This is a genomic window from Streptomyces sp. NBC_00775, assembly GCF_036347135.1.
In the GTDB taxonomy this organism is placed as follows: Bacteria; Actinomycetota; Actinomycetes; order Streptomycetales; family Streptomycetaceae; genus Streptomyces; species Streptomyces lutosisoli.
Genome location: NZ_CP108938.1, coordinates 3,113,945 through 3,134,659, shown reverse-complemented (window position 1 = coordinate 3,134,659; position 20,715 = coordinate 3,113,945). Strand labels below are relative to the sequence as shown.

At 70.6% G+C, this 20,715-nt stretch carries 21 protein-coding genes; 12 read left to right on the top strand and 9 right to left on the bottom strand.

Annotation, left to right across the window (positions count from 1 at the left end; genetic code table 11):
- Positions 1–33 precede the first annotated feature (33 nt).
- Positions 34–678 carry a MerR family transcriptional regulator gene (locus OIC96_RS13920; RefSeq protein ID WP_330307530.1) on the bottom strand — a complete coding sequence of 215 codons (645 nt, stop codon included), beginning with the start codon at positions 676–678 and terminating at the stop codon, positions 34–36.
- Between the two features lie 110 nt (positions 679–788).
- On the opposite strand from OIC96_RS13920, the gene OIC96_RS13915 reads away from it, so the two are divergent.
- The gene (locus tag OIC96_RS13915; RefSeq protein WP_330307531.1) at positions 789–1,307 is read left to right on the top strand and encodes a DUF4188 domain-containing protein; all 519 of its coding nucleotides are present in this window, start codon (positions 789–791) and stop codon (positions 1,305–1,307) included.
- 72 nt (positions 1,308–1,379) lie between these two features.
- Here the strand turns inward: OIC96_RS13915 and ndgR are convergent, their stop codons facing one another.
- Complete coding sequence (gene ndgR / locus OIC96_RS13910; RefSeq protein ID WP_007384919.1) at positions 1,380–2,096, bottom strand: IclR family transcriptional regulator NdgR; 717 nt, start codon at positions 2,094–2,096, stop codon at positions 1,380–1,382.
- A 192-nt stretch (positions 2,097–2,288) separates the two neighbouring features.
- Here ndgR and leuC point away from each other — a divergent pair, with 192 nt between their 5' ends.
- The 4 genes from leuC to OIC96_RS13890 all read left to right on the top strand — a co-directional run bounded on the left by leuC (position 2,289) and on the right by OIC96_RS13890 (position 5,596).
- Positions 2,289–3,719, top strand: coding sequence for a 3-isopropylmalate dehydratase large subunit (gene leuC / locus OIC96_RS13905; RefSeq protein WP_330307532.1), 1,431 nt, complete (start codon positions 2,289–2,291; stop codon positions 3,717–3,719).
- 6 nt (positions 3,720–3,725) lie between these two features.
- On the top strand, positions 3,726–4,319 hold the full coding sequence (gene leuD / locus OIC96_RS13900) for a 3-isopropylmalate dehydratase small subunit (RefSeq protein WP_327431990.1): 594 nt from the start codon (positions 3,726–3,728) through the stop codon (positions 4,317–4,319).
- A 254-nt stretch (positions 4,320–4,573) separates the two neighbouring features.
- Positions 4,574–4,804, top strand: coding sequence for a hypothetical protein (locus OIC96_RS13895; RefSeq protein ID WP_327431991.1), 231 nt, complete (start codon positions 4,574–4,576; stop codon positions 4,802–4,804).
- Positions 4,805–4,942: 138 nt separating this feature from the next.
- Positions 4,943–5,596 carry an HU family DNA-binding protein gene (locus OIC96_RS13890; protein ID WP_330307533.1) on the top strand — a complete coding sequence of 218 codons (654 nt, stop codon included), beginning with the start codon at positions 4,943–4,945 and terminating at the stop codon, positions 5,594–5,596.
- Between the two features lie 95 nt (positions 5,597–5,691).
- On the opposite strand, the gene OIC96_RS13885 is transcribed toward OIC96_RS13890, so the two are convergent.
- Both OIC96_RS13885 and cofC read right to left on the bottom strand, forming a co-directional pair.
- Entirely contained in the window at positions 5,692–5,895 is a 204-nt protein-coding gene (locus OIC96_RS13885; RefSeq protein WP_330307534.1) for a hypothetical protein, read from the bottom strand.
- 102 nt (positions 5,896–5,997) lie between these two features.
- On the bottom strand, positions 5,998–6,636 hold the full coding sequence (gene cofC / locus OIC96_RS13880; protein ID WP_330307535.1) for a 2-phospho-L-lactate guanylyltransferase: 639 nt from the start codon (positions 6,634–6,636) through the stop codon (positions 5,998–6,000).
- A 144-nt stretch (positions 6,637–6,780) separates the two neighbouring features.
- On the opposite strand from cofC, the gene OIC96_RS13875 reads away from it, so the two are divergent.
- From OIC96_RS13875 to OIC96_RS13865, 3 genes are all read left to right on the top strand, one after another.
- Entirely contained in the window at positions 6,781–7,557 is a 777-nt protein-coding gene (locus OIC96_RS13875) for a lysophospholipid acyltransferase family protein (protein ID WP_330307536.1), read from the top strand.
- On the top strand, positions 7,554–8,564 hold the full coding sequence (locus tag OIC96_RS13870; RefSeq protein ID WP_330307537.1) for an NAD(P)H-dependent glycerol-3-phosphate dehydrogenase: 1,011 nt from the start codon (positions 7,554–7,556) through the stop codon (positions 8,562–8,564). The genes OIC96_RS13875 and OIC96_RS13870 overlap by 4 nt, the downstream gene beginning before the upstream one ends.
- A gap of 130 nt (positions 8,565–8,694) precedes the next feature.
- On the top strand, positions 8,695–9,852 hold the full coding sequence (locus tag OIC96_RS13865; RefSeq protein ID WP_330307538.1) for a D-alanine--D-alanine ligase family protein: 1,158 nt from the start codon (positions 8,695–8,697) through the stop codon (positions 9,850–9,852).
- A gap of 21 nt (positions 9,853–9,873) precedes the next feature.
- Here OIC96_RS13865 and OIC96_RS13860 read toward each other — a convergent pair whose 3' ends face one another.
- Both OIC96_RS13860 and OIC96_RS13855 read right to left on the bottom strand, forming a co-directional pair.
- Positions 9,874–10,383: a DUF3515 domain-containing protein gene (locus OIC96_RS13860; RefSeq protein ID WP_330307539.1), complete on the bottom strand. Its 510-nt coding sequence runs from the start codon at positions 10,381–10,383 to the stop codon at positions 9,874–9,876.
- A 20-nt stretch (positions 10,384–10,403) separates the two neighbouring features.
- Complete coding sequence (locus tag OIC96_RS13855) at positions 10,404–10,637, bottom strand: Lrp/AsnC family transcriptional regulator (RefSeq protein WP_028802415.1); 234 nt, start codon at positions 10,635–10,637, stop codon at positions 10,404–10,406.
- Positions 10,638–10,843: 206 nt separating this feature from the next.
- Here OIC96_RS13855 and OIC96_RS13850 point away from each other — a divergent pair, with 206 nt between their 5' ends.
- Positions 10,844–11,809 (top strand): thiamine-phosphate kinase, encoded by a 966-nt coding sequence (locus tag OIC96_RS13850; RefSeq protein WP_327431999.1) that lies wholly within the window; start codon positions 10,844–10,846, stop codon positions 11,807–11,809.
- Positions 11,806–12,603: a bifunctional hydroxymethylpyrimidine kinase/phosphomethylpyrimidine kinase gene (thiD, locus tag OIC96_RS13845; protein WP_330307540.1), complete on the top strand. Its 798-nt coding sequence runs from the start codon at positions 11,806–11,808 to the stop codon at positions 12,601–12,603. Before OIC96_RS13850 ends, thiD begins: the two co-directional genes overlap by 4 nt.
- A gap of 100 nt (positions 12,604–12,703) precedes the next feature.
- Here the strand turns inward: thiD and rpmB are convergent, their stop codons facing one another.
- Positions 12,704–12,889, bottom strand: coding sequence for a 50S ribosomal protein L28 (gene rpmB / locus OIC96_RS13840; protein ID WP_330307541.1), 186 nt, complete (start codon positions 12,887–12,889; stop codon positions 12,704–12,706).
- Between the two features lie 259 nt (positions 12,890–13,148).
- Between rpmB and OIC96_RS13835 the strand changes: the two genes are divergently transcribed.
- Positions 13,149–14,972 (top strand): DAK2 domain-containing protein, encoded by a 1,824-nt coding sequence (locus OIC96_RS13835; RefSeq protein WP_330307542.1) that lies wholly within the window; start codon positions 13,149–13,151, stop codon positions 14,970–14,972.
- 265 nt (positions 14,973–15,237) lie between these two features.
- Positions 15,238–15,612 carry a hypothetical protein gene (locus OIC96_RS13830; protein ID WP_330307543.1) on the top strand — a complete coding sequence of 125 codons (375 nt, stop codon included), beginning with the start codon at positions 15,238–15,240 and terminating at the stop codon, positions 15,610–15,612.
- Positions 15,613–15,743: 131 nt separating this feature from the next.
- On the opposite strand, the gene OIC96_RS13825 is transcribed toward OIC96_RS13830, so the two are convergent.
- Together OIC96_RS13825 and OIC96_RS13820 are read right to left on the bottom strand one after the other, a co-directional pair.
- Positions 15,744–18,746: a tetratricopeptide repeat protein gene (locus tag OIC96_RS13825; RefSeq protein ID WP_330307544.1), complete on the bottom strand. Its 3,003-nt coding sequence runs from the start codon at positions 18,744–18,746 to the stop codon at positions 15,744–15,746.
- Complete coding sequence (locus tag OIC96_RS13820; RefSeq protein ID WP_330307545.1) at positions 18,743–20,581, bottom strand: HSP90 family protein; 1,839 nt, start codon at positions 20,579–20,581, stop codon at positions 18,743–18,745. Before OIC96_RS13820 ends, OIC96_RS13825 begins: the two co-directional genes overlap by 4 nt.
- Positions 20,582–20,715 lie beyond the last annotated feature (134 nt).

Sequence of the window (20,715 nt, the reverse complement as noted above, 5' to 3'; positions counted from 1 at the left end):
TCGGTGGGGGGCCTTCGTCATGCCCGGCGCCGGCTACTCGAAGCCGTACCGCCGCGCCGTCTCCTCCTCCTGGGCCAGCCGGTGCAGCGACTGCAGGATCGGCTCGTTGATGATCGCCCCCAGGATCGCGAACTCGATCCGCTCCTCCTCCGACGGGTGCGTCTCCATGTTGTCCAGGTCGAGGACGGCCGTCCGGTGCATCAACTCGGCGTACGGCGCCATCAGTTCGGCACCCCAGCCGTAGCCGATCCGGCGGAACGCGGCCACCGAGACCACCAGTGAGCGGTACGCGGGGGAGACGGTCGAGAGCCGCTTGGCGTTCTCCCAGCCGAGCCGGTCCAGGAGCGTGTTGACCTCCTGGTGTGCGGCCTGGACGTACGCGTCGTCCTCGTCCGGCTCCGGCACCTGCGGCAGCGCCCACATCGCCGCGCCCAGGCGGATCGTGCGGCCCAGGGAGTCGTCGTCCACATGCCCGAGCACTTCGCGGACCGTCGCCACCGGCACCCGGCCGACCTGGATCATCGCGCGCACCAGCCGCAGCCGGCGCAGATGCTCCTCGTCGTACTCGGCCGTGGTCGCGTTCACCTGGTGGCCCGGCGCCAACAGCCCTTCGCGCAGGTAGTACTTGATCGTCGCGATGGACACACCGCTGCGCTCGCTCAACTCGGCCAGCCGCATCTCTCGCGCCTCTCTTCGGGGGTCTTGCGCCCCCACTTGGGAAGTGCCACTATCCAAGCATTGTCCAGAAGGATAGTGCCGCTATCCGATCGGAGATCCGGGGGATCGTCATGTTCGCGAAACCGATACGGGGCCGCACCACCGCCGCAGCCGAAGGTGATGTGGTCGTGCTGCTGATCGGTATGCGGGTCAACCACTTCTGGGCTGTGCACCACTGGTTGCCGGTGTTCGTCGCGATGCCGCGCATGCTGCGCGAACTGCAGAAGGACAAGAGCCGCGGACTGCTCGCCCATGTGCTGATGACGGCGTCCCCGCGGACGTACTACGTCGTCCAGTACTGGGAGTCCAAGGAGAAGCTCTACGCGTACGCGAGTTCGCCCGACATGCTCCACCACAAGGCGTGGGCGATCATCAACCGCAAGGAGCGGGCCGGAAAAGCGCGCGGACACGTCGGGCTGTGGCACGAGAGCTACATCGTGCCGGAGGGGGCGTACGAGTCGATCTACGCCGACATGCCGGCCTTCGGGCTCGCCGCGGCGCACGGTCAGGTGCCGCTGGAGAAGCGGGGCCGACGGGCCAAGGACCGGTTCGCGTACCGGTCGGCGAAGGTGGCCGAAGAGGCGAAGTGACCGGGGGATCGGGGGAACGAAGGGGCCTGCCGCGGCGTTGAGGCAGGCCCCTTCGTGGATGTCCCTGAACGGTCAGCCGGTGCGGCGCAGGGCCTCGGAGAGGCGGGCGGCGGCGTCGATGACCGCCTGGGCGTGCATCCGGCCAGGGTGGCGCGTCAGGCGCTCGATCGGCCCGGAGACGGAGACGGCGGCCACCACGCGGTTCGAGGGGCCGCGTACGGGCGCGGAGACGGACGCGACGCCCGGCTCGCGCTCGCCGATCGACTGGGCCCAGCCCCGGCGCCGTACGCCCGAGAGCGCGGTCGCCGTGAAGCGGGCCCCCTGGAGGCCCCGGTGCAGCCGCTCGGGCTCCTCCCAGGCCATCAGGATCTGGGCCGAGGAGCCGGCCTTCATGGTGAGCGTGGAGCCGACCGGGACCGTGTCCCGCAGGCCCGACAGGCGCTCGGCCGCGGCGACGCAGATGCGCATGTCGCCCTGGCGGCGGTAGAGCTGCGCGCTCTCGCCCGTGATGTCACGCAGGTGTGTGAGCACCGGGCCCGCCGTCGCGAGGAGGCGGTCCTCGCCGGCGGCCGCGGCCAGCTCGGCGAGACGGGGGCCGAGAATGAACCGGCCCTGCATGTCACGCGCCACCATGCGGTGGTGTTCAAGTGCCACGGCGAGGCGATGTGCCGTGGGTCGTGCCAGTCCAGTCGCCGCGACCAGTCCCGCGAGGGTGGCCGGACCGGACTCCAGAGCGCTCAGGACAAGGGCTGCCTTGTCCAGAACGCCGACGCCGCTACTGTTGTCCATGCAACGATACTCGCGTCTCACTCTGTGAAACGCAAGTTCAATTTTCCGTGAAACGCGCAACCCTTGGATGCATAGGGGCCCGCGGACCAACGGGCCCGGCGGACGACGTCCGGTACTAGGGGTAACGAACGTTTGCCGCACCGGAAATCTCTAGTTGGGCCGGCGCCACACAGGCCGGCCGGAGGGAAAGCGATGGGTAGGACACTCGCGGAGAAGGTCTGGGACGACCATGTCGTCCGGCGCGCCGAGGGCGAGCCCGACCTCCTCTTCATCGATCTGCACCTGCTGCACGAGGTGACCAGCCCGCAGGCCTTCGACGGTCTGCGTCAGGCGGGGCGCCCGGTGCGCCGCCTCGACCTCACCATCGCCACCGAGGATCACAACACCCCGACCCTCGACATCGACAAGCCCATCGCGGACCCGGTCTCCCGGGTCCAGCTGGAGACGCTGCGCAAGAACGCCGCCGAGTTCGGTGTGCGCCTGCACTCGCTGGGCGACGTCGAGCAGGGCGTCGTCCACGTGGTGGGACCGCAGCTGGGCCTGACCCAGCCGGGCACCACCGTGGTCTGCGGTGACTCCCACACCTCCACGCACGGTGCCTTCGGCGCGCTGGCGTTCGGCATCGGCACCTCGCAGGTCGAGCATGTGCTGGCCACCCAGACGCTGCCGCTGGCCCGCCCGAAGACCATGGCCATCACGGTCGACGGTGATCTGCCCGACGGCGTCACCGCCAAGGACCTGATCCTGGCGATCATCGCCAAGATCGGTACGGGTGGCGGTCAGGGCTACATCCTGGAATACCGCGGCTCCGCCATCGAGAACCTCTCGATGGAGGCCCGGATGACCATCTGCAACATGTCGATCGAGGCCGGCGCCCGCGCCGGCATGATCGCCCCCGACGAGACCACCTTCGCGTACCTGAAGGGCCGCGCCCACGCCCCCGAGGGCGAGGACTGGGACGCCGCCGTCGCGTACTGGAAGACCCTGAAGTCGGACGACGACGCGGAATTCGACGAGGAGGTCGTCATCGACGCCGCCTCCCTGTCGCCGTTCGTCACCTGGGGCACCAACCCCGGCCAGGGTGCGCCGCTTTCGGCGGCCGTCCCCGATCCGGCTTCGTACGAAGACGCTTCGGAGCGCCTGGCCGCCGAAAAGGCCCTGGAATACATGGGGTTGAGCGCCGGACAGCCGCTGCGCGACATCAAGGTCGACACCGTCTTCGTAGGTTCCTGCACCAACGGCCGTATCGAGGACCTGCGCGCCGCCGCCGCGATCGTCGGGGGCCGCAAAGTCGCCGACGGCGTACGGATGCTGGTGGTCCCCGGCTCCGCGCGGGTCGGTCTGCAGGCCGTCTCCGAGGGCCTGGACGTGGTCTTCAAGGAGGCCGGCGCCGAATGGCGGCACGCGGGCTGCTCGATGTGTCTGGGCATGAACCCCGACCAGCTGGCCCCCGGTGAGCGCTCCGCGTCCACCTCCAACCGCAACTTCGAGGGCAGGCAGGGCAAGGGCGGCCGTACGCACCTGGTCTCGCCGCAGGTCGCCGCCGCCACCGCCGTGCTGGGCCATCTGGCTTCGCCGGCCGACCTGTCCGACGCCGACGTCCGTACGCCCGCTGGAGTCTGATCAGCCATGGAAGCATTCACCACGCACACCGGCCGGGCCGTCCCGCTGCGCCGCAGCAACGTCGACACCGACCAGATCATCCCCGCCCACTGGCTCAAGAAGGTGACCAGGGACGGCTTCGAGGACGGGCTGTTCGAGGCCTGGCGCAAGGACGAGAACTTCATCCTCAACCGGCCCGAGCGCAAGGGCGCCACGGTTCTGGTCGCCGGTCCCGACTTCGGTACGGGCTCCTCGCGCGAGCACGCCGTCTGGGCGCTGCAGAACTACGGCTTCAAGGCCGTCATCTCCTCCCGCTTCGCGGACATCTTCCGGGGCAACTCGCTCAAGAACGGCCTGCTCACGGTGGTTCTGGAGCAGAAGATCGTGGACGCCCTCCAGGAGCTCACGGAGCAGGACCCCGAGGCCGAGATCACGGTCGACCTGGAGGCCCGCGAGGTGCGCGCCGAGGGCATCACCGCGGCCTTCGAGCTCGACGAGAACGCCCGCTGGCGGCTGCTGAACGGCCTGGACGACATCTCCATCACCCTCCAGAACGAGGGCGACATCGCCGCCTACGAGGCCAAGCGGCCGTCGTACAAGCCGAAGACGCTGCACGTCTGACGCAAGGCTGATTTCGGCCACGGCAACACCCCTCTGTACCCCCAATCGTGGACGGTTGGGGGTACAGCTGTGTCTGCCCTCGGACGGCTCTGAAGCACCCCTTTGGAAGGCCCCAACTCCCCTATTTACAAAGGCGATTGTCTGGGTAGGCGCCTCGTGGTCCCGCGTCCTGCCGAGGTGCTCAGAACCCTCTCCAGGGACGGTAGTTAGACCCTGCGCAGGCGACAACTCGCCCCAGATGGCACAATCTGTGCATGGAACACGACGGCCAACTCGAGCTCTACGTGGCAGTCGCGGCCCAACTCAAGGAAGCGCACACAAGAGTGCGCGCACTGCAAGTCCCGGAGGGCGTACGGATGGCGCTGACCCGGAAGCTGCTGGTCATTACGGCCGTGGCCAAGCACGATCTCGCCGATGCGACAAGGCGTCTGGAGCGCTTCACCACTGACCTCGACGAGGGTCGATTCCTCGAAGAGGAACGCTGAGGAACTCCACGACAGTCCGAGTTCGTTGCGGCACAAGGGTGATTAGCCCGTTTCGTGTTTGATTTGCGGTATATATCTGCCTAACGTGCGAAAAAGCTTGAACGCATTCGTTCGGGCAATGTCTCCGAAGGGGAAGACGTGAACAAGGCGCAGCTCGTAGAAGCGATTGCCGACAAGGTCGGCGGGCGTCAGCAGGCCGCCGACGCGGTCGACGCCGTACTGGACGCCATCGTCCGTGCAGTTGTCAGCGGGGATCGGGTCTCGGTCACCGGCTTCGGTTCCTTCGAGAAGGTCGACCGTCCGGCTCGCTACGCCCGCAACCCGCAGACCGGTGAGCGCGTTCGGGTCAAGAAGACCTCTGTGCCGCGCTTCCGTGCGGGCCAGGGCTTCAAGGACCTGGTGAGCGGCTCGAAGAAGCTTCCGCGGGGTGGCGAGGTCGCCGTCAAGAAGGCGCCCAAGGGCAGCCTGACCGGTGGCGCCGCGGCGACGGTCAAGAAGGCCGCGGCCAAGAAGGCCACCACCGCCAAGAAGGCCGTGGCCAAGAAGACGGTCGCGAAGAAGACGGTCGCGAAGAAGACCACCGCCGCAGTGAAGAAGACGACGGCGACCGCCAAGAAGACGACCGCCAAGAAGACCACGGCGACCGCCAAGAAGGCCGCGGCGAAGAAGACCACCGCCAAGAAGGCGACCGCCAAGAAGGCCCCGGCGAAGAAGGCGACGGCCAAGAAGGCCCCCGCCAAGAAGTCGACGGCTCGCAAGACCACCGCCAAGAAGGCCACCGCCCGCAAGTAGCAGGGGCGCAGGGGCAACTCACGCGCCGGGCCGGGCTCCCACTGGGAGCCCGGCCCGCGGCGTGTTCGTGGCCTCCGGAGGGCCTTTCGTAGCCCTTAGAGGGTCTGCAGGGTGATCAAGGTGATCCGGAGCGCCTCGCCCTCACCCTCGGTCTCGATACGCACCCGCTGCCCGGGCCGCAGCAGCCGCAGCCCGCCGGCATCGAACGCCGCCCCGTCGAACGGCACCGGCGTACCGTCGTCGAGCAGCACTTGTCCGCTACGGGTCTCGGGGTCGTACGTGTACGAGGTCGCCTGCATGGGGCCACCCTACTGACCCGGGGCTGTATGGCGCCCCCCGTCAGGGGCGCGAGGAACTGCGCGACCAGCCACAACGGACCCGCAGCCGAAGAACCCACCCACCTACTGCCCGGGAATCAGCAACCGAGCCGCCGCAGCCGCCGTCCGAGGCCCCACGCCCAACGCCAACGCCGCCCGCAGATCATCCCCGGTGTCCACGTCCTGCCGTACGGAATCCACGGCGTCGAGCCGGAGTTCCACGGCACCCGAAGCCCGATGCCGCACCCTGGAATCCGTACCGAAAGACGGCAGCAATTCCCGCCCAGCCCCCGCGGCCAGCAGCGTCGTACCGATTGCGGCGGCATCGGGAAGAAAAGCCCGCGGGAATTCACCGGCGGCATCAAGCACCCGGCCCAATTCCGCGGAGCGCAACGCGGGCAGATCGGCGTTCAGGGCGGCCACGGCGATTTCGGGAGTTCGGGAGCGTACGGCCCCCACTCCGTGCGCCAGCGCCGCGTTCAGGCCCCCTCCCGGCTCGTCCGCGACGATCCGTGCCCCCAGTGCGGCCAGCTCCCGGCCGGCCAGGGCGTCGGCCGTGACGACCGCCACATCCAGGACCGCGGCGCAGGCCAGCGCGGCCGCCACGGTGTCCTGCGCGAAGGCGAGGGCGAGCCCGGGGCGCAGTCCGTCGGCGGCCGTGTCCGCCAGCCTGCTCTTGGCGCGCGCCAGAGGTTTGAGGGGTATGACCAAAGTCCACCGCACCGTCGTTCCGCCCTCCCTTGTCGCGCCCCATTGTGACCCGGCGGCCCTGGCGGTCCGGAAGCCGGGGCGTACGGTGTTCTCGACAGACAGGCGGCCTGGGGCGACACTTGTGCGGCCCCCCAGGCCCTAGAGGAAGGTGTCCGCGTGCCCCGCCGCAGAATCGGCTTCTGGTACCGCTTCGCAGCGGTCCTCTGCAAACCACCACTGGTGGTTCTGATCAAGCGGGACTGGCGCGGAATGGAGAACATTCCGGTCGAGGGCGGATTTATCACCGCGGTGAACCACAATTCGCATGTGGACCCGTTCGCATACGCGCACTATCAGTACAACACCGGGCGTGTTCCGCGATTCCTGGCGAAGGCGGGCCTTTTCCGGAAGGGATTCGTGGGGGCCGCGATGCGCGGCACCGGACAGATCCCCGTCTACCGCGAGAGCACCGACGCGCTGAGCGCCTTCCGGGCCGCGATCGACGCCGTGGAACGCGGCGAGTGCGTCGCGTTCTACCCCGAAGGCACCCTCACCCGCGATCCCGACGGCTGGCCGATGACCGGCAAGACCGGTGCCGCCCGCGTCGCGCTGCAGACCAAGTGCCCGGTGATTCCGGTCGCCCAGTGGGGCGCCAACGAACTGCTGCCGCCGTACGCCAAGAAGCCCAACCTCCTTCCGCGCAAGACCCACCACGTGCTCGCGGGCCCGCCGGTGGACCTCTCGCGCTTCTACGACAAGGAGATGAGCCCGGACCTCCTGAAGGAGGCCACCGAGGTCATCATGGCCGCCATCACCGCGCAGCTGGAGCGGATCCGCGGCGAGCGGGCGCCCGAGAAGCCGTACGACCCGCGTGAGGTGCGCATCGCGCAGCGCCGCAGGGCCGCGGCCAAGGAAAAAGCACAGGCACAGCAGGAAGAGGGGCAGGGCACGTGAGCAAGCCGGTCAAGGCGGCCGTCTTCGGGACCGGATCGTGGGGCACGGCGTTCGGCATGGTGCTCGCCGACGCGGGGTGCGACGTCACGCTGTGGGGGCGTCGCGCCGAACTCGCCGCGGCGGTCAACTCCACCCGGACGAACCCGGACTACCTGCCGGGCGTCGAACTCCCCGAGAACCTGCGGGCCACGACCGACCCCGCCGAGGCCGCCGCGGACGCCGACTTCACCGTCCTCGCGGTGCCGTCGCAGACGCTGCGCGGGAACCTCGCGGAATGGGTACCGCTGCTCGCTCCCGACACCGTCCTGGTCTCCCTGATGAAGGGCGTCGAACTCGGCTCCACCATGCGGATGAGCGAGGTCATCGAGGACGTCGCCAAGGTCGGCGCGGACCGGGTCGCCGTGGTCACCGGGCCCAACCTGGCGCGTGAGATCGCCGCGCGGATGCCGGCCGCCGCCGTGGTCGCCTGCCGCTCCGAAGCGGTCGCCCAGCGCCTCCAGTCCGCCTGCCACACGCCGTACTTCCGCCCGTACACCGTCACCGACGTGGTGGGCGCCGAACTCGGCGGCGCCGTCAAGAACGTGATCGGTCTCGCCGTCGGCATCGCGGACGGCATGGGCCTCGGCGACAACGCCAAGGGCTCGCTCATCACGCGCGGTCTCGCGGAGACCACCCGGCTCGGACTCGCCATGGGCGCCGACCCGATGACCTTCTCCGGACTCGCGGGCCTCGGCGACCTGGTGGCCACCTGCTCCTCGCCGCTGTCGCGCAACCACACCTTCGGCACCAACCTCGGCAAGGGCATGACCCTCCAGGAGACCATCGCGGTCACCAAGCAGACCGCCGAGGGCGTCAAGTCCTGTGAGTCCGTGCTGGATCTGGCCCGCAGGCACGGCGTCGACATGCCCATCACGGAGACGGTCGTCGCCATCGTGCACGACGGCAAGCCTCCGGTGGTCGCCGTCAAGGAACTGATGTCGCGCAGCGCGAAGCCCGAGCGCCGCTGAGCACGGGCGTGGTGCGAAGGCTCGTACGCCGCCCCGCAATCAACGCTGTGCGACCGCTCGTGCGACGCTGAGCAACGGCCGCGGTGGGGCGCTGACTCCCCGCCGTACCACCGGGTACTCTCAACGCGATATGAGCACCGAGAACCTCCCCCAGAGCCCCGAGCAGCCGCCTCGCAAGCCGCGTGTGGCCCTCGTCTTCGGCGGCCGCAGCTCCGAACACGGGATCTCCGTGGTCACGGCCGGCGCCGTGCTGAGCGCCATCGACCGGACCAAGTACGACGTCCTGCCGATCGGTATCACCCAGGACGGCCGTTGGGCGCTCACCGCCGACGCGCCGGAACGGATGGCCATCATCGACCGGCAGCAGCCGAGCGTCGAGCAGCTCGCCGAGTCGAGCGAGGGCGGCGTGGTGCTTCCCGTCGACCCCGCCAACCGCGAAGTCGTCTACAGCGAGCCGGGTTCCGTGCCCAAGGCCCTCGGCGAGGTGGACGTCGTCTTCCCCATGCTGCACGGCCCGTACGGCGAGGACGGCACCCTCCAGGGCCTCCTGGAGCTCTCCGGAGTCCCCTACGTCGGCTCGGGCGTGCTCGCCTCGGCCGTCGGCCAGGACAAGGACTACATGAAGCGGGTGTTCACCTCGTTCGGCCTGAAGGTGGGCCCGTACGTGGTGATCCGGCCGCGCGAGTGGCAGCAGGACGAGTCCGCCGCCCGCAAGAAGATCATCGACTTCGCGGGCGAGCACGGCTGGCCGCTGTTCGTGAAGCCCGCGCGCGCGGGGTCCTCGTTCGGCATCACCAAGGTCGACGACCTCTCGGGCCTCGACGAGGCGATCGCGGAGGCCCAGCGCCACGACCCGAAGATCATCGTGGAGGCGCTGCTGCGCGGCCGCGAGATCGAGTGCGGGGTCCTGGAGTTCGAGGACGGCCCGCGCGCCTCCGTCCCCGCGGAGATCCCGCCCGTGCAGTCCCACGCCTTCTACGACTTCGAGGCCAAGTACATCGACTCGGCCGACGGGATCGTGCCCGCGCCGCTCACGCCGGAGCAGACCGCCGAGGTGCGGCGACTGGCCGTCGAAGCCTTCGAGGCGGCCTCGTGCGAGGGCCTCGTCCGCGCGGACTTCTTCCTCACCGAGGACGGCGAGTTCGTGATCAACGAGATCAACACGATGCCGGGCTTCACGCCGATCTCCATGTACCCGCGGATGTGGCAGGAGACCGGCGTCAGCTACCCGGAGCTGGTGGACCGCCTGGTGCAGGCGGCGCTGCGGCGCTCGACGGGGCTGCGCTGAGCACCTCGTACGACGGTCGTGTCAGTTGGCGATCCCCTTGGGGATCGCCTTCTTGATGGAGGCGGCCAGGTCGACGAGCACGCCGGAGTTGTCAGTGCCCTTCGGTACCGTGACCTGGACATACGCGCTGCGGTTCGCGGTGGTGAGGCGGGTCGACCCGTCGTCCTGCGTCTCCATCAGCCAGTCGACGCCGTTCACGTTGCCGCCGGCCGCCTTGGGGTCGTTGCCGAGGGCCACCTTGGGGTCAATCATCTTCGGGGGTCGTTCGACACCGCAGCGCAGTATGATCGCCGGGCTTCCCCAGCCCGCGGTCAGCGCGGACCGGGGCTCGGGGTCCTCGCGGCTCAGACCGTCGACCTTCCGCGGCAGCACCTTGTCCAGGTTCTGGCACAGCTTGGTGACCTTCGCGTTCGGGCTCGGAACCGAGACCGAGGCGTTGTCGTCTGCTGAGGAGCAGCCCGCAATCGTGATCAGCAGTGCGACGGCGGGCAGCCCGAGCAGAACGGGGTGCCGGTGACGGAAGAAGTTCACCGGCCAAGGGTAGACGGGGGCTAGAGGTGCACGACCGGGCAGGTCAGGGTGCGGGTGATGCCGTCCACTTGCTGGACCTTCGCGACCACCATGCGGCCGAGTTCATCGACCGTATCGGCCTGGGCTCGCACGATCACGTCGTACGGTCCTGTCACGTCCTCGGCCTGGATCACCCCCGGGATCTTGCTGATCGTTTCGGCGACGGTCGACGCCTTGCCGACCTCCGTCTGGATCAGGATGTACGCCTGTACCACGGAACCTCCAGGGCGGCCACGAGGATCATGTGGGGAAAAGGAACGCCACGGTATCGCGTTGCCGCTCGCCGCGGGGAGACCCGCGGTGGCTGGGGCTTGCGCGCCGGGGTGCACGGACTGCACAAGTTGACGGTCAACTCGACCGTACCGAGTACGGAGACGGCTCGCGACCGGGCACGGGTAGCGACAGAGGGAGCACTACGATCATGAAGGGCACCGTGGGCGAGTTGGGGGAGTTCGGGCTCATCCGAGAGCTCACCTCACGTCTCACCACCACGCCGGCCGTCCGGGTCGGCCCCGGCGACGACGCCGCGGTGGTGGCCGCGCCGGACCGAAGGGTCGTGGCGAGCACCGACATCCTCCTGGAGGGACGGCACTTCCGCCGCGACTGGTCCACCGCGTACGACGTCGGACGCAAGGCGGCCGCGCAGAACCTCGCGGACATCGCCGCCATGGGCGCCGTACCGACCGCGCTGCTGCTCGGCCTGGTCGTGCCGGCCGAACTCCCGGCCACCTGGCCGTCCGAGCTGATGGACGGGCTGCGTGACGAATGCCAGGTCGCGGGCGCGGCCGTGGTCGGCGGCGATGTCGTACGCGGCGACACCATCATGGTCTCGATCACCGCGCTCGGCGATCTGCGCAACCACGAGCCGGTCACCCGGGGCGGCGCCCAGCCCGGTGACGTCGTCGCCGTGACGGGCTGGCTGGGCTGGTCGGCGGCCGGGTATGCGGTCCTCTCGCGGGGCTTCCGCTCGCCGCGCGCCTTCGTCGAGGCCCACCGGCGGCCCGAACCGCCGTACCACGCGGGTCCGGCGGCCGCCGGGCTCGGCGCGACCTCGATGACGGACGTCAGCGACGGGCTGATCGCCGACCTCGGGCACATCGCCGAGGCGAGCAAGGTGCGCATCGACGTCCGCTCCGGAGACATCGACATCCCCTCTCAGATGAACGACATCGGACAGGCCGTCGGCGTCGACCCGATCCAGTGGGTGCTCAGCGGCGGCGAGGACCACGCGATCGTGGCGACCTTCCCGCCGGACGTGAAGCTGCCCGCCCGCTGGAAGGTGATCGGCGAGGTGCTCAACCCGTCGGCGCTGCCCCAGGTCACGGTGGACGGGGCGCCCTGGACGAGCAAGGGCGGCTGGGACCACTTCGGGGACATCGAGTCGTGAGTACGCCGCCCACGGTTCTGACGGTCGCGGGCTCCGACTCCGGTGGCGGAGCCGGGATCCAGGCCGACCTGAAGACGATGCTCGCGCTCGGTGTGCACGGCATGAGCGTGATCACCGCCGTCACCGCACAGAACTCCCTGGGCGTCCAAGGCGCTTGGGAACTGCCGGTGGACGCGGTGCGCGCCCAGTACCGCAGCGTCGTCGACGACATCGGCGTCCAGGCCGTGAAGACCGGCATGCTGGCCTCGGCGGAACTCGTCGAGGCGGTCGCCGAGTTGATCGGGGGTACGGACGCCCCGGCCGTCGTCGACCCGGTCGGCATCTCCAAGCACGGGGACGCGCTGCTCGCCGCGTCCGCGCTGGACTCCGTACGGACGAAACTGCTGCCGGTGGCGACCGTGGCGACACCCAACCTCGACGAGGTGGCCCAACTCACAGGTGTACGCGTCGATGCGGAGGACGACCTCAGGCGGGCCGCGGCGGCCGTGCTGTCGTACGGGCCGAGGTGGGTGCTGATCAAGGGCGGTCATCTGCCCGGTGACGCTGTAGACCTGCTCACGGACGGCTCCGAGGAGCACTGGCTGCGGGCCCCGCGCCACGACAACCGGCACACGCACGGCACGGGCTGCACCCTGGCGTCGGCGATCGCTTCCGGGCTGGCGAAGGGGCAGTCCGTGCCGGAGGCGGTGGCGGCGGCCAAGGAGTACGTCACCGGGGCGATCGCGGCCGGGTTCGCGCTGGGGGGCGGGATCGGTCCGGTGGACCATGGCTGGCGGTTCAGGGCGGGCGCGTAAAGCGTTTACGTGAGCGCGTGAGGGCAGCAAAAAACCGGCCCACCGTGAGGTGGACCGGTTCAGTGCAAGCGAACCAGCAGTGGCCGCGCGCTAGCGGTTGTCAGCGCGTGACCTTGCCGGCCTTGATGCACGAGGTGCAAGCGTTCACGCGCTTCGGCGTCCCGCTCACCACGGTACGAACGCGCTGGATGTTGGGGTTCCAGCGACGGGGCGTACGGCGGTGCGAGTGCGAGATGTTGTTGCCGAAGCCCGGCCCCTTGCCGCAGACGTCGCAGTTGGCAGCCACGGGTCACTCCAAAGACTTCAGATGCTCTTACGGTTGATCCCGGCATGCCGGAATCAAGATCTAGGATCTGAGTGGCGGTGCCAGGGGGAAGACCCGATCGAATCGGGCAACTGGAGCAGCATACAACGACTGCGTCCGGAGAACGAAACTACCATGGCTGCCCCGGGCTCCGTCCCTGACCTCCTCAGGGCCCCCTACCGTCAGTAACCCATCCTGGGTCTACGCTGCGTCCCACGTCCAGCAGCTCAAGGAGGCGCAGGTGCCGCAGGTGCCGCAGACATTGGATGCTCTCGCGGTGCGCACCTGGTGCGGACTGGCGCTGGAGGCGCTGGGACGGGCGCGCGAAGAGATCGACGCGATCAATGTCTACCCGGTGGCCGACGGAGACACCGGGACGAATCTGTATCTGACGGTGGAGTCGGCCGCCGCAGCGGTCGAGGCCGTTTTCGCGGGCTACGAGACGACCGCCACGGCGGGCTACGAGACCGCGGCCGCCGCCGGTCAGGTGAACGCGGCGACCGCGGACCACTTCGGTACGGCCATCGCGGCCACTGAGGGGCGGGACAACGCGTCCACGGAGGCAGGCCGGCCCACCCTCGCCGACGCGGTGCGGGCGATGGCGCACGGGGCGCTGATCGGGGCCCGCGGCAACTCCGGGACCATCCTCGCGCAGCTGCTGCGCGGCATGGCGCAGGTGCTGGCCGACGGCAGTGAGGCGGCTCACACCGATGGTCAGGGCCTGCGGCTCGCTCTGAGGCATGCCGCGGACTCCGCGCGCCAGGCCGTGGCCCACCCCGTCGAGGGCACGGTCCTCACGGTCGCCTCGGCCGCCGCCGACGCGGCCACCGGCGCCGAGGGCGACTGCGGCACGGTCGCGCGCGCGGCGTACGAGGGGGCACGAGCGGCCCTCGCGGCGACCCCCGGCCAGCTGGCCGTCCTGGAGCGCGCCGGTGTGGTCGACGCGGGCGGACGGGGACTGGTGGCCGTGCTGGCCGCGCTGGTGGAGACGTTCACGGGGGAGGCGCCCGGGGTGCTCTCGGCCCCCGTGGAGGTCCACGCGCGCGTGGAGAAGACCATGAGCATGAGCGACGTCATCGGCGCGGGCATCGGCGGAGTCCACGCCGACGTGTGCGTGGAAGGGCCGCCGGAGCAGGACGGCCCCGCCTTCGAGGTCATCTACCTCCTGGAAGCGGAGGACGCGGCCGTGGCCCGGTTGCGGCACCGGCTCGACAGCCTGGGGGACTCGCTCGTCGTGGTCGGCGGGGACGGGCTGTGGAACGTCCATGTGCACGCGGACGACGCGGGCGCCGCCGTGGAGGCGGGCGTGGAGGCCGGGCGGCCGTACCGGATCAGGATCACGCACTTCGGGCTCGGGGACGTACACACCGGCGGCGCGGCCGGGCGTCCGCCCCGGGAGCGGGCGCAGCGCGCCGTCGTGGCCGTGGTGCCCGGCGAGGGCCTGGCCGGGCTGTACACGGAGGCCGGGGCGACCACCGTGCTCGCGCGGCCCGGGGAGCCGCCCGCCAGCGGGGAGCTCGTCGAGGCCGTACGGCGGGCCCACGCGCGCGAGGTGGTGCTCCTGCCCAACGACGCCGAACTGCGCCACACCGCCGCCGCCGCTGCCGAGCAGGCCCGTACGGAGGGCGTGCGGGTCGCGCTGATCCCGACCCGGTCCGCCGTGCAGGGCATCGCCGCGCTCGCCGTCCACGAGCCGGAGCGCCGCTTCGACGAGGACGTCGTCGCCATGACGTCCGCGGCCGGCGCCACCCGCTACGCCGAGGTCGCCCTCGCCGAGCGGCAGTCCTGGACCATGGCCGGCATCTGCCAGGCCGGCGACGTCCTCGGCCTCATCGACGGCGATGTCGCCGTGATCGGCTCCGACATCACCCTCACCGCCGAAACCGTCCTCGACCGCATGCTCTCCGCCGGCGGCGAAATGGTCACCCTCGTCCTCGGCGACGAGGCCCCCGACGGCATCGCCGAACGCCTGGAAGCCCGGGTACGGGAGTCCTGGCTCGCCGTCGACACCATGGTCTACCGGGGTGGCCGCCAGGGCGCGCTGCTGCTGATCGGCGTGGAGTAGTCAGCGCCTCAACTGGCCGACCGCAAGGCTCCTTAGAAGAACTCTCCCTGAACAAGCCGGAGTTGCCGCAGTCATATCCCTGCAAATGGCTTGATCGCGACGCACCCCGCGTGAGAGTCTGCGTGAACACGTCATCTGCGGCGAAATGCGCTGATTCGGGTGAGTGGTGTGTAGCCGCCCTTGATTTCCTCCAGATCGGAGAATTTCCGAAATGACAGCAAAGTCCAGGAGTCGTCTCTTGGTTGTCGCTGCTGCTGCTGCGTGCTTGCTCCTGGGGACCGCCACGTCCGCCAGCGCAGGCACGGACTCGCCCGGTTCGGACGCGAGCAACGGTGACGGTTATGCGTACTTCGTGTCCAACGGCGACGATTTCCGCATCCATGACAGCCAGTGCGACAACGGCACTGTCTGGGCTCAGCTGACGTGGTACAAGTCCGGGGACGGATGGCACTTCCGGACGATTCACAATACGTCCGGTTGTGGCACCACGGACACGAAGCACCCTTGGTCGGACATCCCCGAGGGTGCGGACGTGTGGGTGAGAGCCTGCGGCAGTGTGGACAGCGCCTATTCCAACAGCGGCGACGGCTACCTCGGCGCCGGTCACGACTGCGGCTCCACCGAGACGGGCGTCGCCTGAGCCTGGCGTTTCCTGACGTCGCAGGTCGCTTGAGTCGATGTGCCGAATACGGGGTCTGGGGGCGCAGCCCCAGGGACGGGCACGGGAAGGGGCGGCGGGGGCGAAAACCGCACCCTGCCGCCCCACCCGCCTCACTCCTCCCGGAGCCTCAGCAACTGGTTCGCCTCGGCCCGCCGGGCCTGCACCGTCTCGTCCGGCCCGGCGGCCTCCTCGTAGCCCTCGTACGCCGCCAGAACCGCTCGGGCCCGCGCCGCCGCCGAGGCAGGACGCCCCAGGTCGGCCTCCAGCCACCCCGCCGCCAGCTCCGCACCGGTCCTGGAGTGCAGCGCCTCCGGCCCGAGGGAGGCGAACACCGTGACCGCCTCGGTGATCTGGGCCAGCGCCGATTCGAACGCCGCCCGGATCGAGCCGTCCTCCGCGTCCTCGGCGACAGAGCGGGCCACGAGATCCCCGAACTGGCGATAGGTGTGGCCGAGTTCGGCGACGAGGCGATGACGCGCGTCGGAGTCCTCCGGCGAGCCCGAGCCGAGGGACGCCTCCGCGATCGCCGACTCGCACTCCCGCACCGCCGCCCCCATCAACTCCCGCGCCCCGTCGAGCCCCCCGTCCGTACGAGCCGCCGCCCACGCCCGCGCTCGCAGCGCTCGGACCAGCCCATGGACGTTGCCGAGGCCACGCCAGAGATCGCCGGCACGGGCGTACGCCTGGTCGGCCTGGGCGGTCAGTCCGGCGTGCCCGAGGGCCTCGGCGGCGAGATGCGCGAGCATCGCGTGGTCGCGCTGCTCGGGCCAGTGCTGGGCGATGTCGGCGGCCCGCAGCCAGTGTTCGGCGGCCTCGCGGTGCTCACCGAGCTCGGTGAGACAGTCGCCGAGCCACCACCGCGTCTGCACGATCGCACCGTCACCGTGCATGTCGGCGGTCAGATCGGGCAGTGCCGACTCCAGCACCTCGGCGGCCTCCGCCCACCGCCCCTGACGGAGCAGGAAACCGCCGAGCTGGTGCCGGGCCCAGGCGCCGAGCGTGCCGGCCTGGCCCGCCTCGTCGGCCCAGTGCGCGGCCTCCAGGGCGTGCTCCGAAGCGGTCCGCAACTGCCCACTGGTGCCGAGGATTTCGGCGAGCTGCAGGTGCAACTGGGCCTGGCCCATGGGTTCCAGGTACGCCCCTGAGTGGTCCAGCGCCGCGCGCGCCGCCCGTTCCGCCCTGTCCGTGTCGCCGAGGCGCAGGGCGATCCCGGCGAGCCGGGAGTCGTACTCGACGGCGAACCACGGCAGTCCGGCCGCCACGAACGTCTCCACGGCCAGCGAGAGCCGATCCGTGGCCTCCTCGGCGTCCCCGGAACGCGCCGCGAGCTCCCCGAGCATCGCCTGCGCCTCCGCCGCCCGCGAGGCCAACGGGACGTCCGCCACATGCGGCTCGGCAAGCGCCAGCAACTCCCGCGAGGCCTCCTCGGCGGCGGCCACGACATCGCCCCCGGCCTCCGCGGAGCCCGCCGCCGCGGCACCGGCGCCTTCCTCCGCCTCATCCACCCGGTGCATCAAGATCCGCGCCCGCCCCACCAGCACGGACGCCGTCTGGGACACCCCCGTCCCGCCTTCCTCGAAGAGGGCGAGCACCTTCTCGTACAGCTCCGAGGCGGCCGTCAGGGCCTCCTCCGTCGCGCCGCTGAGGGAGTGGATGTACGCGGCGCGGGAGCGGGCCGCCAGTGCCTCGCCGGGGTCGCCCGCCTCGGCGTACAGCTCGGCCGCGCGGTGGAAGAGCTCGATGCCCTCCGGGCCGCGCTCCATCGCCGCGTGGTCGGCGATCTCCGCGCGGTCACGGAGATCCAGCTCATGGCCCTCGGCGGCGCGCGAGACCGCAGCCCACGCCGCTACGGCCTCCGGACTGCGCAGGGCCGAGAGCCGCCGGGCCTCGGTGAGCAGCGCGGACAGGTCGGGCTCGCTGGAGGCCACCGCGGCGGCTTCCGTGACGGAGCGCGGCAGAGGCACGGGCGCCGTAGGGCGCTGCCCGGCGCGCGCCGGGCGTGTGGAGCGCACGCCCAGCGGGAGCCGGTCCACGAGCGCCGGCTGATCCATGCGCGCGCGGGCGCGCTCGCTGACGTACGACGTGCCGTTGCGCGCGTCGAAACGCGCGGCCAGCGAAAGCGCCTCCCCGCGCGCGTGGACGGCGAGCTCCCCCGACGTCCACGCGCGCCCGGCGGGACCGGGCACCGCCTGGTCGCCGAGTCCGAGCCCGGTCAGCCGGTCCATGAGCAGCGCCGTGACGGCCATGAAGTCCAGCTTGCTGCGCGGGTCCCCGGAGTCCGTGAAGTAGGAGGGCCGCTCGGCGAGCAGCTCCAGGGCGCGCGCCTCGTTGCCGGAGAGCGCGCAGAACTCCACGTGGTCCGCGTACGCGCCGCGCATGCTCTCCATGGGGCGCACCAGCCGGAAGCCCCGCAGGTGATGGGCGCGCGCCTCGTCCACGCGCCCCAGGCGCAGCAGGGGCAGCAGGGAGGAGGCGAGGACGGTGTGCGGCTCGTGGGCGCAGGTGTACTCGCCCTCCAGGACCGGTCCCCACAGCTCCAGCGCCTCGGCGTCCGCGCCGCGCACCGCCCGCCACCATCCCTGGCTGTGCAGCTCGCAGGCGTGGCAGTCGGCCATGGTGTCCCGGTCGGCGGCCAGCCAGGCGGTGTACGCCCGCTCGGCGCGCTCCAGGTCGCCCAGGTGGGCGGCGACGCTGAACTCGGCGCCGCGCACGGCCCGTTCGGAGTGCCCGGCCAGCCGGTAGCGGTGCTCCATCTCGCCGAGCCACTTCTCTATGGAGGCGAGCGGAATGTGCGGCTGGTCGAGCATGCCGGCGGACATCCACTTGAAGACCCAGTGCAGCGAATGGATCTCGTACTCGTCGAAGTCCTCGGGGCGCTCGTCCCACATGCGCAGCAGACGCGCGAAGGGGACGAACATCTTGTCCTTCTCGGAGCTGTAGTTGTAGACCTTCAGCTGGTGTCCGAGCGCTTCGATGACGGCGAGCGGGATGTTCAGCTTCTCGGCCTCGACGAGCAGCTGCTCCGCGCGCGCGTTGCGGGCGGGCCCCTCCGGCTGCTCGTAGTTGTCCGCCATCGCCTGGCGCAGCGTGTCGAAGTCCATGGCCTGGCTCATCGGCGGTCGTCCTTCCCGGGGTCGGTGTGGGTGGCCCACTCCAGGAGGCCGATGAACGCGCGGTTGAGGAGCGCGGAGTCGGCCGGCCGCAGGGGGCGCTGCGCCATGAGGAGGGCTTGCCCGTAGAGGGACTCGGTGGCGGTGCCTATCAGCTCCGGGTCATTGAGTGAACTGATCCTTCGGATCAGCGGGTTGAGGTGGTTGAGGACCAGACGCGCGCGTGGAGCGCTGCCCCGCAGCGAGCCGAGAATGCCCGCCCACAGGTCGTCGGCCTGCTCCTCCGCCTCCGCGCGGGCCTGCTCGTGGCGGGCCGCCCGGTCGTCCAGGTGCAGCGCCGGGACCGACAGCGGGTGGAAGGCGCGCAGGACCACATCGCAGCCCAGCGGGTCGAGTTTGGCCCGCGCGGCTGCCAGGAAGGCCGACAGAGCCAGTTCCTCGGCCGGGTCGACCGCGTCCAGGTGCGCCGTCACGGTGTCGGCGTCCAGCTCCGACACGACCGTGCCCGGACGCACCGACGGCAGCGCCTCGATCAGCTCGCTGTCGTACGTGTAGCCGCCGTTGATCACCCCGACGCCCTGCGCGGAGGCGATCGGCGCGACCTGCCGGTACTCCTCCACGGTCCGCGTGAAGTGCACCACCGGGTGCCGCTGCGCGAACTCCTCCAGGGACAGCCGCCCGTCGGTCGTCTCGAAGGGCAGCCACGGCAGCATCGTGCGCAGCATTTCCCTGTCGTGCCGCGCCAGGGACTTCACGCCCAGGTAGTGGACGGAGAGGAAGGCCTCCAGGCGCTCCGGGTCACCCGCCGCGAGCCCGGTCAGCCAGGAGCGAATCCTTTCGCCCAGCGCTTCCCGTACGGCCGCGAGCGTCTCGTCCTCGTACAGCGACTCCCGCGACGCGGTGGGCCGCAGGCTGTCCGTGTCGAGGACGCAGCGCACGAAGAACGCCCAGTCGGGCAGCAGCTGTTCGGCCCGCTCGGTGAGCAGCATGCCCTTCAGGTGCACGCGGTGGCCCGCCCGCTGGGCCGGGCTGACCGCGGACGGCAGGACGTACGCCACGCCCCGGATCCCGGCGAGCGGCACGTCCAGGTCGATCGAGTCCAGCGGCGTGAAACCGAACAGGTCGTGGCAGTGCCGTGCCAGCGCCACCCTTCGGGTGGCAGGGCTCGCATAAGGACGATCCCAGGGCGCCGGAAGGTCCGCGATCACCTCGTCGCCGACGCGCACGTCGTACGGCAGCAGCGACCCGAAGTCCCGCGCCAGCGACCGGACCCGCTCCTCGCTCAGCCACTCGCCGGCCCCGGCGCGCGCCACCAGGTGCACGGTGGTGCCCGGTTCGGTGCGCGCCTCGTGCGGCAGCGTGCGCACGGTGTACGAGCCGTCGTCGGCCGCCGTCCACTCCACGGGCGCTGCGTCGGGCGTCCGCGCGCTGCGGCTGACGACGCGGATGCGTTCGGCGACGACGAAACACGCCAGCAACCCGATGCCGAACTGCCCCAGGAAGTCGGACCGGGCCGACTCCAGACCGTCGTTCCGCTTGGAGCTGCGCCCGATCGTCGCGAGGAGGTTGTGCACGTCGGACTCGGTGAGCCCCACACCGGAGTCCTCCACCCGCAGGGCGCCGCCCTCGGCGTACAGGCGCACGGTGGCCGGGGCATGGGGCTGCTCGGCGCGGCGCGCGGTGATCGCGTCCACGGCGTTCTGCAGCAGTTCGCGCAGATAGACCTTGGGACTGGAGTAGAGATGATGGGAGAGCAGGTCCACCAAACCGCGCAGGTCGACCTGGAACGTATGAGGTGACTGGGGTGCCTGTGATGGCTGTGAAGTCTGGGAGTCCATCGTCGCTGCGCCGGTGGGTGGGGGGACGGGCGACGGCGCGGGGTCGGGCGGTCCCGGCGGACGGTGACCGCGAAGAGGGCCGGAGCGGGTCATCCTAGGCCCGGAACGACCCGCCTGACCAGCGGATTTCCAGG